We start from the raw sequence: 14955 nt of genomic DNA, 5'->3' as shown, positions 1-14955 counted from the left end.
CACCCGGCTGGTCGTCGCCATCGGGCGGCCGGTGCCGGGCAACCGCAACGACTGCCGGGCGTGGGAGGACTCCGGCGCCAAGGACGCCGTCGGCACGACGCCTGTGGTGATCGCCGACGGCGGCTACCGGGGCACCGGCCTGGTCATTCCGCACTACCGCCGGCACAAGGACGAGGAATTGCCGTCCTGGAAGGAGGACCACAACGCCTCGCACCGCCGGGTGCGGGCCCGGATCGAGCACGTCTTCGCCCGCATGAAGGGCTGGAAGATCCTCCGCGACTGCCGGCTCAGGGGTGACGGCGTGCACCACGCCATGCTCGGCGTCGCCCGCCTGCACAACCTCGCCCTCGCCGGGTGACCGGCAAACGAGCAGGTCCCCCGGCACGTCAGAAGCGATTTACGGGACAGCCCTTAGGTGTATGTCCGGTCGCCCTCGGTGATCACATGGTTGAAGGCGTCGGACTTGAGCAGTGTCTGCTTCCCGCCCTCGTCCGTGATCGAACGCAGCGTGCCACGCGGGATGTACGCGTACGTGGCCGCGGACGCCCCGCCGCGCAGGTCGCCGTCCTCGGCGTCAGAAGCTCGGCCGGACGCCGGCTGAGGACGCAGCGGGGGCGGTGACCCTCTGTGGGGGATGTATGGTACGGCGGTCCTGGTCGAATACATGTGCGTGTACGCACGTTCCTGGGAAGCAAAGGTGAAGACTGTGAAGCACGACCTGGTCGTCGGGTGTACGACTCGAGCAACAGCAGACCCCGTGCCCAGGTTGTTCTTCCGGAGAGGCGCCGACGGCCGTATCCGCGGTGAGGCTCGGTTCGTTGGGTGCAACGCCGTCGCTTGCGCCGGCCTTCCGGCGGGGCAGGCGCGCCGGCCGGCTGTCGGCGGTGGTCTTCACCGCGGTCGGCACGGTGCTGCACTGATCGTCCGTCAGGTCGTCCGGGGCGGTGCGCGATGAAGAGTCGGCGTGACGGGCGCGATCGTGAGAAGAAGACCACCGCCTCTCCGGCCAGGACGCCGGTCGCCCGTGCGATGGCGGCGGCAGCCGGTGTGCTGCGAGGCCGTGGTGCCTGGGTGGCGGGCGGTGTGGCGGCGGTCGTGGCACTCGGGCTGGTGGGCGCGTGGTTGTTCACCGACGAGGAGAAGCCCGGCCCCCCTGATCCGCGGGCACGTCAGTACAAGGAGTTCGACGCGTGTCTGCTGACGGACGAGAAGGGCATCACCCAGGGGACGCTCGCCGCCTCGGTGTGGCAGGGGATGCAGAAGGCGTCCCTGGAGACCAGGGCCCGGGTTTCCTATGTGCCGGTCATGGGGCCGCAGTCGGTGGCCAACGTGCGGCCGTTCTTCAACAGTCTGATCCAGCGTCAGTGCGATGTCGTCGTGGCGGTCGGTGCTCCGCAGACCCAGGTGACGAGAGCCGACGCCGGCCAGCACGCCAAGGTGCGCTTCGTCGTGGTCGACGGAGGTTCGGCGGAGAAGGCAGGGAAAGCGGAGAAGACGGAGAAGGCGAAGGAGGCCGGGAACGTCACTGTCGCGCAGCCTGGTGAGGAGCTTGAGGCGACGGTGGCGGATGTGATCAGACATGCCGTGCGGGCGTCCGGTATGTGACCCAATGTCCTTACAGTGCAGGGCAGTTGGTAAAGATCATCTAAAGGTGTGGATCTCGTGTAGATACTTTGTTTGATCCATGGAAAAGCTTTCGAAGCTTTGTTGGCTTCGCGAGTAAAGGCTGTCCATGCGTGTCCGCTGGGTCCGCGGCCCTCGCCTGTTCCCGCCGGGCCCCAGAGGCCGGCGCAGGGTGAGGGTCACGGCTCTGTCTGTCCTGGTCTCCTTCTCGTTCATGCTCACCACCGAGACGGCGGCGGCCACCGGTGCCACCCTGCCGGCGGTGAGCATGCCCGAGTGGTCTTTGTCCGGTTTGTGGAAATGGGCCAATGAGTCCCCGTTGAAGACGCCCGACCAGCAGGGCGGAACCGCGCGGGGCAAGAGCCACCATGCCTCGACCGCGGCCACCAGCGCCGAGGGAGGCGTCGGGCGCAAACCCGGCAAGGGCCGGGGCGAGTTGGACCCGTACAAGCGCCCGACGCGTCAGGTCGAGAAGACCACGACGGCCAAGGCCCCGGGCACGGCGGAGAGCTTCGACCCCCGGACCAGCAAGCGGGACGCCAAGAAGTCCACGGCGACGTCGGACTACTACGTCAACGCCGACGGTTCCACCACGATCCGGCACTACACGACCCGCACCAACTTCAAGGCGGCGGACGGATCCTGGAAGCCGATCGACGTCAGCCTGGTCGAGAACGAGCAGGGCCGGTTCGAGCAGAAGGCCAACTCCTTCGACATCGAGTTCGCCACGAACGCCACCGACCAGCGGCTGGTCTCCCTCGACTTCGGAGGCGGCCGTCGCCTGGCGTACACGCTGCGCGGCGCGCAGAACACCACGGCGGTCAAGGACGACAACGGAACTCTCCGTTACGCCGACGTGCTTCCCGACACGGACGTGCAGCTCGTCCCCATCGCCGACGGCGTCAAGGAGAACCTGGTCCTGCACTCCAGGGACGCGGCCAACTCCTGGGTGTTCCCGCTCGAGTTGAAGGGCCTGACTCCGCACATCGCGGAGGACGGGAGCGTGAAGTTCACGGATGCCGACGGCAAGGTGGCCGCCGGCGTCCCTCACGCCTTCATGCAGGACTCCCGGATCGACCCCCGCTCCGGTGAGGGCGTCCGCTCTCAGCAGGTCTCGTACGAGCTGACCACGGTGGACGGCAAGCCGGCGCTGAGGCTGACCGCCGACCGGGACTGGCTGGACGACCCCGAGCGGGTCTATCCCGTCACCGTCGACCCGACGACCGTCGTCGCCAGTCAGTCGACGTACGTGCAGAACAACTACAGCGCCGACCGCTCGGCCGAGGACCAGATCAAGGTCGGCTCGTACGACTCGGGCACCAACAAGGCGAACTCGTTCCTGCAGTTCTCGTCGCTGAGCTCGAAGATCGCCGGCCAGAAGGTGTCCGCGGCGACCCTCAACGTCTGGGCGCTGTGGTCCTCGACGTGCACCGCCAAGCCGTTCTACGTGCACCCGGTGACCCAGTCGTGGTCCCCGTCGACGACCACGACGTACCCGGGTCCGTCCTACGGCTCCGCCATCGGCTCCGCCACGGTGAATCCGGGTGCCTCGTGCACCAACACCAGCGGCAGCACCAGCGTCGGGGTGAAGATGCCGGTGACGCTGTCGACGTCGTGGTTCACCCAGGTCGCCACCGGCGGGCCCAACTACGGTCTCGCCCTTGTCGCACCGACCAACGACGCCCTGCACTGGAAGAGGTTCCACTCCGACAACTCGGCCACCGCCGCCTGGCGCCCCTCGCTGGACCTGACCTACGCGCCGAACACCAAGCCGCAGGTCACCGCCCAGTACCCGCCGGAGAACTACCAGGCCAACACCCTCCAGCCCGAGCTGCTCGTCTACGCGCACGACGCCGACAAGTGGCCGAACTCCGCACTGTCGTACCTCTTCGAGGTGTACGACGCCGACAGCGGCAGCACCACCCCGTCGCCACCTCCGGCACCCTGTCCAAGGGCAGATGGAAGATCCCCGCGGGCAAGCTCAAGTGGTCGAAGAACTACGAGTGGTACGTGGGGGTGAGCGACGGCTACGAGGAGGTGACGTACTCCAGCCGCTTCACCACCGCCGTACCGCAGCCGCCGGTCACCTCGGGTCTGGCCCAGAACACCGACGGCCATGACTTCGACCCCTCGGACGGCAACTACACCACCGAGGACACCGACGCGGACGTGGAGGTCATCGGCCCCTCGCTGGAGATCGACCGCTCGTACAACAGCCTCGACCCGCGCATCGACGGGGCTTTCGGCGCCGGCTGGTCGACGGTCGCCGACATGAAGGCGACCGAGGTGAAGGACCCGGCGGGCACGGTCACCAGTGTCGTCGTCACCTACCCGGGCGGTGAGCAGGTCGCCTTCGGCCGCAACAGCGACGGCACCTTCCAGCCCCCGCTCGGCCGGTACGCCCGGCTCCAGTCGGTGACCGGCGGTTACACGCTGACGGACAAGGACTTCACCGAGTACGCCTTCAAGCAGGCGACCGCCAAGGCGGGCACCTACGCGATATCCAGCATCAAGGACTACGCGGGCCGCACCGAGACGTTCACCTACAACGCGGCCAAGCAGCTGGTCAAAATCACCAACGAGACGTCCAGGCGGTCACTCAGCCTGACGTGGTCGACGCCCTCCGGCGCCACCGCCGCGCATGTCGCCACCGTCTCCACCGACCCGGCGGTCGCGGGCGATCCGTCCACGGTCCAGACCTGGACCTACGGCTACTCCGGTGACCAGCTCACCTCCGTCTGCCCGCCCGCGACCCCGACCAAGTGCACCACCTACACGTACGCCACCGGCAACCACTACCGCACCACGGTGCTGGACGCCGACCCGTACGCGTACTGGCGGCTCGGCGAGGAGGCCGGCGCGACCGTCGCCAAGGACAGCGTCGACACCAACCAGGGCCGGTACAACGGCCTCTACCACAATGTGACGCTGGGCAGTTCGCCCGTCCTGGCGGGCTCCACCCAGAAGACGGCCACCTTCAACGGCACCACGTCGTACGTGGAGATGCCGAGCGCCCCCGGCGCCACGCCCTCGTACATGACGGTGTCCTTGTGGTTCAGGACCACCAAGGCCGGAGGCGTCCTCTTCTACTACGGCGACAAGCCGCTGAGCGACCCCGACCCGGTGGGGAACACGACGAAGAACACCCCGGCGGTGTACATCGGGACCGACGGCAAGCTGCGCGGCTGCCTGGCCATGTCGCCCAGCTGCAACCCCACCATCGTCTCCAGCGCCACGGTCACCGACGGCCAGTGGCACCAGGCGGTCCTCACCGGCCAGGCCACCAGCCAGACCCTGTACCTCGACGGCGTGGCCCAGGGCTCGCTGAGCGGCACCATCAACGACTGGGACCAGCCCTACATCTCGCTCGGTGCGGGGGTGAACACCCAGGGCTGGCCCGCGATGAACCCGAACGACCCGCTCGGGCACTACTCCGGCCAGATGGCCGAGGTGGCGATCTACTCCGAGCCCCTCGACCCGTCGGTGATCACCGCGCAGTACCAGGCCGCCAAGCGGTCCGCCGGTCTGCTCAGCAAGATCACCACGCCCGGAGGGAGGGTCCACGCCCAGGTCGTCTACGACACCAGCGACGACCTGGTCCAGCGGGTCACGGACAGTGACGGCGGCACCTGGAAGCTCAACCCGCCCACGGTCACCGGTTCCTCGCAGGTCTACCGCTCGGCGGTGATGGGCTCCGCCCCGGCCGGCTACTGGCGTCTGGCCGACACCCTCGGCGCGCCGCAGGCCGCCAACGAGGTGAACACCGGGTTCGGCACGTACAACTCCGTCACCCAGGGTGTGGCGGGTCCGTTCGGCACCGGTGACGTCACGGCCGCGTCCTTCAACGGCACCTCCTCGTACGCCGAGATCCCGTACAGCCCCTGGCACGGCTCGCCGGAGCGTGCCGTCGAGCTGTGGTTCAAGACCGACAGCCCCGGTGTGATCCTGTCCGACCAGTCGCAGCCACTGACCGAGCCCACTCCGTCCGGCAGCTGGCACCCGCTGCTGTACGTGGGCGCCGACGGCAAACTGCACGGTCACTGGTGGAGCGGCTCGGGGACCGGCGGCAGCTCCTTCGGTTCGACGAAGACCGTCAACGACAACGCGTGGCATCACGCGGTCCTGTCCCTCAAGGGCACGACCCAGACCCTGTATCTCGACGGCGTCAAGCAGGCCGACTACACCGGTCAGGCGAACGACCAGACCAACGCCCACACCTACATCGGTGGCGGCTTCGCCAAGAACTGGTACAGCTCCCCCGGTGACGTGAGCTTCTTCAAGGGCTCCATCGCCGAGGTCGCCGTGTACGACCACCCGCTGACCGAGGATCAGGTCGAACAGCACTGGTCGGCCTACAAGGCGTCCTCCGGCATCGCTCCGGTGCGCACGGTCACGCTCACCGACCCGACCGACAAGACGCTGACGTACGTGTACGACGCGGAGATGGGCAACCGCCTGCTGGCCGCGATCGACACCAACGGCAAGCGGACGACGTACGGCTACGACACGGCGGGCTTCCTGCACACCGTGACCGACGCCAACGGAAACCGCAGCATCACCGGCCACGACATCCGCGGCAACGTGGTCTCCCAGACCGACTGCCAGGACACGGCCGCGAACAAGTGCTCCACCGAGTACTACACGTACTACCCGGACGCGACCACCGCGTTCCCGCCGATGGATCCCAGGAACGACCTGGTCCTGACCGAGCGGGACGGGCGTTCCACGTCGGCGACGGACGACACCTACCTGACCAAGTACACCTACGACACCCACGGCAACCTGCTGTCGGTGACCAGCCCGCCGGTGGCCGGTCACCCCAACGGCCGCACCGCCACCACGACCTACACCACGTCGTCGACTCCCGCGGCGGAGGGCGGAACGGCCACGGCGCCGCCGGGCCTGGTGGACACGGTCACGACACCGGGCGGCAAGAAGACGAAGTACGTCTACTACTCCAACGGCGACCTCGCGGAGACCATCGACGCCAACGGCGCCAAGGTGAAGTACACGTACGACAACCTGGGCCGGCGGATCACGCAGACGGAGATGTCCGACGCCTACCCGGACGGTCTGACCACCACGTGGACGTACGACAAGAACGACCAGGTGGTCACCGAGACCGGCCCCCCGGTCACCAACCGCGTCACCGGTGCGGTCCACCGGGCGAGAACCGCCACCGTCTTCGACGACGACGGCAATGTCCTCTCGCAGACCGTCACCGACCTGACCGGTGGTGACGCCTCGCGCACCACGACGATGACGTACGACGCCCACAACCGTCTCGCCTCGCGGACGGACCCGGGCGGCGGCACCACGTCGTTCGAGTACGACGTCTACGGCAACAAGGTGAAGGAGACCGACCCCGAGGGGAACGTCAACGTCTACACCTACGACGCCGAAGGGCGGCCGCTGACCACCAGCCTGCTCAACTACACCGGGGACCCGAACAACCCCCAGGAGCCGACCACGCTGGTCCAGGAGTCGCGGGCGTACGACCCGGCCGGCCGGCTCGCCTCCATCACCGACTCGATGGGCTGGGTGACGGCGTACACCTACACCGACAACGGCCTGCCGGCCACGATCGTGCGCAAGGACCCGGTGAGCGGCGAGCAGTTCGTCGAAGAGTCCAACACGTACGACATGGCCGGGAACCTGATCAAGCAGGTGTCCAACGACGGCCAGACCACGACCGTCTTCACGGTGGACGCGGCCGACCGCATCACGTCGACGGTGCTCGACCCGGCCGGACTCAACCGCACCACGAAGGTCTCCTACGACCCCGACGACAACGTCGTGTCGGAGACGGAGACCGATCCGACGACCGGTGAGGTCAGCACGACGGACACGCTGTACGACAACCTGGGCAACGTCACCGGCACCACGGTGCACGACGGAACCACCGCGCCCGTGGCCCGGTGGAAACTGTCGGAGACCAGCGGCCTTGTGGCCCAGGACTCCTCCGGCGGCAACCGCAAGGTGACCCTCGGCAGCGCCGTCACCCGCTCCACCGAGAAGGGCGGCTCCGCGGTCTTCAACGGCACGGCGAACGCCTACGGACAGGCGGACGGCCCGGCGGTGAACACCAGCGGCAGCTTCACCGTCGCGGCCTGGGTCAAGCTCGGCTCGACGAGCGTGAACAGCACCTTCGTCGCCCAGGACGGCAAGGCGGCCAGCGGCTTCCAGCTGTACTACTCCACGGCGTTCGGCTGGACCTTCAACCGCCACGCCACCGACACCGACGACACCGTGATCGTCCGGGCCTCCTCCGGCACGTCGGCGGTGACGACCGGCACCTGGACCCACCTGGCCGGCGTGTACGACCAGGCCGCCGGGACGCTGAAGCTGTACGTCAACGGAAGCCAGGCGGGGACCACGACCGCCTTCACCTCCCCCTGGGAGGCCACCGGCCCGCTGCAGATCGGACGGCGCCTGTACAAGGGCACCTACGGCGAGAACGCCCAGGGCTCGATCGCCGATGTCCAGGTCTACAGTGAGGCGCTGACCGCGTCCCAGGTGTCCGCCGTGTACGGCGGCACCCTGCCGGCGGAGGGCAGCTCGGTCCGCACCACCACCTGGAAGCTGGACCAGCGCGGTCTGCCGGTGTCGATGACCGACCCGGACGGCAACACCACCGACTACGGGTACGACGAGGCGGGGCAGCAGACCACGGTCACCGAACCCGTCGTCAAGGCCGAGACGGGCGGGGGCGAGCCCGTCGACGTACGTCCGGTCTCGATGACGGGGTACAACACCTTCGGTGAGGTGACCGAGACCTCCGACCCGCTCGGCAACGTCACGGTTATTGCCTACGACGCCGACGGCCAGGAGACCTCGACGAGGCTGCCGAACTACACCCCGCCGGGATCCACGACGCCGATCACGGCCACGTCCTGGAACGAGTACAACAGGCTCGGCCAGGTCACGGCCGAGGTCGACCCGCTGGGCAACCGCACGACCTACACGTACACGCAGCTCGGCGATGTCGCCTCGGTCACGGAGCCCGACGGCGGCAGGACGACGTTCACGTACGACACCAACGGCGACCTGCTGTCGACGACCCGGCCCAACGGGGCGCGTGAGGAGTCCACATGGGACTACCTGGGGCGTGAGCTGACCAGCACGGACATCGTGCGTCAGCCGACCCAGCGGGCGTACACGACGATCAACGAGTACAACGCGCCCGGCGGCGAACTGTCCCGGACGGTGAGCCCGACGGGTGTGTCGGAGTCGTACAAGTACAACGCCCTCGGCGAGCTCATCGAGGTGACCGACGGCGCGGGCAACGTGTCGAAGTTCACCTACACCATGGACGGCGAGGTCCTCACCGCGACGGACCCGGACGGCACCAGCACCAGGAACACCTACGACGGTTACGGCCAGCTGATCGCCACCAGCGACCTGGACAAGACCGGCATGGTGCTGCGCACCAGCCGTGCCGGCTACGACCGGATGGGCAACCCGGTGTCGGTGACCGACTACCGCGGCCACACCACCACGTTCACCTATGACGCGACGGGCCTGGTGACCAAGGCGGTTCAGCCGGTCTCGGCGACCGAGTCGATCACCACGACCTTCGGCTACGACGCGGCGGGCAACCGTACGCGCTTCACCGACGGCCGCGGCAACCCGTTCATCACCACGTACAACAGCTGGGGGCTGCCCGAATCGCTGATCGAGCCGTCCACTCCGGCCCACCCGGACCTGGAGGACCGCACCTTCACCACGGTGTACGACGCGGCGGGCCGGGTCAAAGAGCACCGCTCCCCGGGTGGTGTGGTCGTCACCAACGAGTACGACGCCAAGGGCCGGCTGATCCGGCAGACCGGCAGGGGTGCGGAGGCCGAAACGGTCGACCACACCTACCAGTACGACTCCGACGACCGTGTCACCGCCGTCGCGGGGACGGGTGAGGATCTGAACACCTTCACCTACGACGACCGGGGTCTGCTGCTGTCGACGTCCGGTCCGTCGGGCACCTCGTCGTTCACCTACAACGGTGATGGGGCGATGACGTCGCGGACGGACGCGTCGGGCACGTCGACCTACGCGTACGACTCGGCGGGCCGGCTGAAGACGGTCAACGACGGGGCGACCGGCTCCACGATGACCTACAGCTACGACGTCAACAGCAATGTCACGGAGATCGACTACGGCGCGGGCAAGTCCCGGCGGACGTTCTCCTATGACGCGCTGGGGCGGCTGACCAGCGACAAGCTGCTCTCGCCCACCGGCAAGGTGCTGGCCTCCTTCACCTACGGCTGGGACGCCAACGACAACCTGACGTCGAAGACGACGACCGGTGTGGCGGGGGCGTCCGCGAACACGTACACGTACGACTGGGCGAACCGGCTGACCTCCTGGAACAACGGGATGACCCTGGAGGTCTACGGCTACGACGCCTCCGGCAACCGCACGCGTGTGGGCGGCGACACGTACACGTACGACGCGCGCAACCGTCTCACCTCGGACGGGCACAACACGTACACGTACACCCCGCGTGGCACGCTGCGTTCGATCACGGACGAGGGCGGGGAGCAGACACTGCTCAAGGCCGACGCCTTCAACCGTGTGATCAGCGAGGGCGACCGGACATACACCTACGACGGCCTGGACCGTGTGCTGAGCGCCAAGGACGAGACGGGCGCGGAGGTCTTCTCGTTCAAGTACAGCGGCGCCGGAAACGACGTGGCCTCCGACGGTGCGGCGTCCTACAGCCGCACTCCGGACGGCTCGCTGGTGGGCGTGAGGGCCGGCTCGACGGCGGTGCTGGCCCTGACCGACATCCACGACGACGTGGTGGCCCAGTTCACCGACTCCAGTGAGGTGCTGACCGGCTCGACGACCTACACGCCGTTCGGCACGGTCGTCCTCTCGGCCGGGATGCAGGGTCATCTGGGCTACCAGTCCGGCTGGACCGACCCGGCGACGGCGAAGGTCAACATGGCCGCGCGCTGGTACTCACCGCAGACCGGCCAGTTCAACAGCCGGGACACCGTCAGCAACGACCCGCTGCCGGCGTCGGTGAACGCGAACCAGTACGCGTACGCCAACCAGAACCCGATGACGGGTGTGGACCCGACCGGTCACTTCTTCAGCTTCGCGAAGAAGGCCCTCAAGAAGGTCACCAAGAAGGTCAAGAAGGCCGCCAAGAAGGTCACGAAGGCCGCCAAGTCGGCCTGGAAGAAGACCAAGACGGTGGTCAAGAAGGCCGCCAAGAAGGTCAAGAAGACCGTCAAGAAGGTCAAGACCGCGGTCAAGAAGACCATCCGCAAGGCACAGCGCACGGTCCGCAAGGCGGTGCGCTATGTGAGCGACAGCGTCAAGAAGGTCAAGACATACGCCAAAAAGACCTATAAGAAGGTCAAACGCAAGGTCCACAAGGTCGTTCAACGCGTCAAGAAGACGGCGAAGGGGATGGCCTCGGCCGCCAAACATGTGGCGGGGAAGGTACTCAAGGGCGCGGCCAAGAAGATCCGCAGCGGTGCCAAGAAGGCGTACAAGGCCACGGCCAACTTCGTCAAGCAGCACGCCGCGACCATCGCCTCGGTCGCGGTGGGCGTGGCGGTCTTCGCCGGCTGCACGGCCATCAGTGCCGGCCTCGGCGCGATCGGCTGCGCGGCCGTGGCGGGCGCGGCAGCCAACGCGGTCGGCTACCTGATGAGCGACGGCCCCAAGACCGTCACCGGCTTCGTCGGCTCGGTCGCCCTCGGCGCCGCCACTGGTGCCGCGGGCGCGGCTGGCGGGCTGGCCTCCGGCGCGGTGGGCCGCCTGCTCGTCAACGTCGGCAGCAAGACCGCGCAGGGTGCGGCCATGGGGGCCGCAGGTGGCGCCGCGGAAGGCGCGGTCGGCTACGGCGTCTCCTGCGTGGCCGGCGAGGAGGGCTGCAGCGCCAGTGGTGCGGCGAAGGCCACGGCGGTCGGTGCCGCGACGGGCGGTGTCTTCGGCGCGGCGGCCGGCAAGTTCGGTCCCAAGTCCAAGCAGCAGCCTGCGAAAGACGAGGGGCCCGCAGGCGCAAGCTGCCCCATTCGTCCCAAGGAGCCACACAGCTTCACCGGCCTGACCGGTGTGCTGATGGCCAACGGCACGGTCAAACCGATCTCCGAGGTCAAGGTCGGGGACTACGTCCTGACCGCCGAGCCCGGCAAGAAGAAGAAGGAGAAGCACCGGGTCAAGGCGGTGATCGTCACCAAGACCGACCGCAACTACGTCGATGTCGTCGTCGACACCAAGGCCGGTCTCAAGACGATCCAGACCACTAAGCACCACCAGTTCTACGAGATCAGCCGCAACACCTGGACCCAGGCCGGCGACCTCAAGGCCGGCTACACACTCCAGAACGGAGACGGTGGCCCGACCAAGATCGTCAAGGTCAAGGCATACACAGCCCAGCGCACCACTTACGACCTGAGTATCGACGGCCTGCATACGTACCATGTGCTGGCGGGGACAACGTCAGTCCTGGTCCACAACTGCGACGAAGAAGGCTGGGTTCCTGACGAGAACTACTCGAAGAAGGCCATTGAAGACAGGCGGAAGGCGTTTAAGGCCTACTACGAGACTCCGCAGGATATTCATGATCTCGTGACTGCCGTTATCTCGAACCCGAACTATCCGCAGCGACTGACGGGCTCTGCTGGAAATATGCGCCTAGATTTTTATGAGGCTCGGGGGGCTCCCCGAGCGGCTCGAAGGTGGGAAGGGGCGGCTATTTACGATAATCTTGACCCGCGTAGTCAAGCCCGCATTCTTGTCGATAGCGATGGGAACATCGCCTATGTCGGGAGAACTAAGAAGGGTGCGCACAACTATAATCAGATAATTCCTTACCCTTGGGCTACCCGCCCTAAGCGTTCGTGACGGTTGGTGACAACCAGTATGGGCTGGTGAAGGTGAGGAGAACCTCACCTTCACCAGCCCATACGTGATATAGCTTGAGGTTTTTTCTCATGGATGAGAATGCTCTCTCGACTTCGCTTGCCGAGGCCGGATTGCGTCTTCTGGGGAAAATTGACGCGACTGAACCGCTTATTCCGCCGACTCTGGCAACGTTTGCCACTAGTTGCCCTGCGGAGGATGGGGCATTTAGGGAAGCAGTCGATCTTGATGACCCAAGACTGCTAGAAAAGGCGAACTCTGAATGGTATCGACTAGCGCTGCGTAGCGGACTGTTCAGTAAGGCCGACTCTCGTTTTCTGGTGGCAGTCGACTTTGCAGACAGTGAATTGCCTCAGTGGTGGTGGGTGCGAGTCGAGCTGCTGGACGAGTGGGACATTATCGGTGCGGGTGCGGCGTCTGGCGTTCTGGGAAACGACTTCTGTCGGCCTGCATTTGTCATGCTGTCCCTGGATGGCGGTGTCATTTTGAGATGTGATGTCGGGGAATTGCGTATTGATTTCGCAGTCGTACGTGAACCTCATCGTGCTCGAACCCTTCTGGGGCATGGACAATGGATGGTCGAGTCGCCGATTGTCGATGAATTCAGCCGCGCTGCGGCAAGGCGCTGGTTGAACAGCCATCGTTGACTGTCGCGATCGGTATGTCAGCTTCGTGAAGCTGAGGCAAGAATTTTCCTGCCCAGTTCTACGAGATCAGCCGTAACACCTGGACTCAGGCTGGCGACCTCAAGGCTGGCCACACACTCCAGAACGCCGATGGTGGCCCGACCAAGATCGTCGCAGTCAAGGCATACACGGCGACCCGTGTCACCTACGACCTGAGCATCGACGGCCTGCACACGTACTATGTGGAGGCTGGTGACACGCCAGTCCTCGTCCACAACTGCGATGCGGAGGAGATCGCAGCACAGGCCAAGAGGCTTGCGGACGACATTTACAGCAAGATTCCGAGTCCATTCGCGCGCAAGGTTTTCAGGACGACAGCAGTGACAACCGCCCGCAGAGCTGACGGTTCATTGGTTCATGTGGTCACGGGCTCGGGTCGGGGGCTTGAGAAGGCGCAGATCGACTACATCAAGTCGCTGGGACGTGAGGACATAGTGGTTGCGGCCAATATGGAAGGCGCTCATGCGGAGGAGACAGCCATCCACTACATAGCTCAGAACAATCTGACCCCAGTGGCGGGTGGTGTGAGCAGAAATTCCTGTGCCCCTGATGGCTGTGAAAACTTCCTGGGTGAGGTAGGTGCGGAAATGGTGGGGCCCATTACGCTTGGAACGAAAGCCAAAATACCGGGGCGGTCCATGTACGTCTGGAGGAATCATGAGGCATGGACGAACTTCCTTGTGGCGTTGGGTTATCGGTGAGCAGAAGGGCGAGCCACGTGGACTGGCATGACGACGCAACGCTGTCGGCCCAGATTGGTGCCATGGATCGACAGCAGCGCCATCAGGCTGTATACCTGGCCCTGCGAAGGCTGCAGGCGCCCTTGCTTGGCATGGAGATGCCTGCAGACTGGGGAATCGACCCTGCTGCGCTCGATTCCCTGATCCGCAGGGGTGGGGAGCGACTGGACGGCGAGGCCGACGAGGTATTTCTACAGGCCATTGGCCGGCTCACGAGCGCTCCGCTGTTCGACTCGGAGGTGGAGCCAGAATTCGCCGAAAGTTTCCAACTGGAGGCTATCAACGGGTGGCTCATGCTGGGTGAGGCTCTTGGCGAGATGAGTGAGACCCAGACGGAGACGTTGATCTATTTGGCGCGAGAATTGGCTGACTATCTTGACGGATTCATGGAGAACTCGTCCGCCGAGATCGCTGGAGAAGACCAGCGGAATGCCTACTTGGCTGGCGTTGATGACCAGCTCCGCTCCTATGGCCTGAGGTATTTCGGCACGATGAATATCGCCATCGAGCTTGAGTGTCACAAAGCCATCCTGGCTGCGTCTGACAATGATAATCTGCTTGCCTCGGAGGTGGGTCGGCGACTGCTGGTAATGTGCGATAAGTACAGTGGTGAAATGTTGTCTGTCCTGCGGTCGCTCCCGGAGGATTGATGTGGCAGCCGCCCTGTGGGGCGCACGGGCGGCGCTGACCACTGTGGACTGGAGGCTGCTCGAAACTTCAAGAAGGCCTCCTTTGGCCCTCTTTGGAGGGTGCTAAAGCGTTGCACCACCAATCGAATGGTGCGCACGAGGGGGCCGGGACTGAATGCCACTGCTTTTGCCTCGGAACGCCGCTTTAGAGTGGGTGAGGTGGCTGCTAAACGGGCGCTGGAGGGCAGCCTGGTGCTGCGTTCGGGGGCGATGTATATGCGACCTGAGGCCGCCTGATGCCACACCTAGCACCCCAGTGCCGGTTTTGTAATCTATCCAGTGGGTTCGTCGATGGGTAGATCACGAAACCGCACCGGAGTACTAAGGGCTGTCCCGTAA

The 14955-nt window shown here is 65.7% G+C and carries 8 protein-coding genes; 7 read left to right on the top strand and 1 reads right to left on the bottom strand.

Translation table 11 applies throughout. The features are described from left to right. Nucleotides 1–358: transposase (locus CCN35_RS29065; protein WP_245862942.1), on the top strand; the 358-nt coding region annotated here is incomplete at its 5' end. A 53-nt stretch (nucleotides 359–411) separates the two neighbouring features. On the opposite strand, the gene CCN35_RS00205 is transcribed toward CCN35_RS29065, so the two are convergent. Then, nucleotides 412–666, bottom strand: coding sequence for a hypothetical protein (locus tag CCN35_RS00205; protein WP_086791059.1), 255 nt, complete (start codon nucleotides 664–666; stop codon nucleotides 412–414). A 285-nt stretch (nucleotides 667–951) separates the two neighbouring features. On the opposite strand from CCN35_RS00205, the gene CCN35_RS00200 reads away from it, so the two are divergent. The 6 genes from CCN35_RS00200 (at nucleotide 952) to CCN35_RS00185 (ending at nucleotide 14577) form a co-directional block, all read left to right on the top strand. Then, on the top strand, nucleotides 952–1605 hold the full coding sequence (locus CCN35_RS00200; RefSeq protein WP_245862940.1) for a type 1 periplasmic-binding domain-containing protein: 654 nt from the start codon (nucleotides 952–954) through the stop codon (nucleotides 1603–1605). Nucleotides 1606–1837: 232 nt separating this feature from the next. Next, a complete protein-coding gene (locus CCN35_RS29060; RefSeq protein WP_245862937.1) occupies nucleotides 1838–3643 on the top strand; it encodes a DNRLRE domain-containing protein in 1806 nt (601 codons plus the stop codon). Beyond that, entirely contained in the window at nucleotides 3634–12483 is an 8850-nt protein-coding gene (locus tag CCN35_RS00195; protein ID WP_342748541.1) for a LamG-like jellyroll fold domain-containing protein, read from the top strand. The genes CCN35_RS29060 and CCN35_RS00195 overlap by 10 nt, the downstream gene beginning before the upstream one ends. Before the next feature lie 89 nt (nucleotides 12484–12572). Continuing rightward, nucleotides 12573–13148, top strand: coding sequence for a hypothetical protein (locus tag CCN35_RS28010; protein WP_143631324.1), 576 nt, complete (start codon nucleotides 12573–12575; stop codon nucleotides 13146–13148). 65 nt (nucleotides 13149–13213) lie between these two features. Beyond that, complete coding sequence (locus CCN35_RS29055) at nucleotides 13214–13888, top strand: hypothetical protein (RefSeq protein ID WP_086791057.1); 675 nt, start codon at nucleotides 13214–13216, stop codon at nucleotides 13886–13888. Between the two features lie 17 nt (nucleotides 13889–13905). Then, nucleotides 13906–14577, top strand: coding sequence for a hypothetical protein (locus CCN35_RS00185; protein WP_143631321.1), 672 nt, complete (start codon nucleotides 13906–13908; stop codon nucleotides 14575–14577). The last annotated feature ends 378 nt before the right edge of the window (nucleotides 14578–14955 follow it).

Origin of the sequence: Streptomyces thermovulgaris (assembly GCF_002155915.1) — a bacterium.
Classification (GTDB): Bacteria; Actinomycetota; Actinomycetes; order Streptomycetales; family Streptomycetaceae; genus Streptomyces; species Streptomyces thermovulgaris.
The sequence above is the reverse complement of the archived record's forward strand: the minus strand, read 5'-3'. Positions and strand labels throughout refer to the sequence as shown.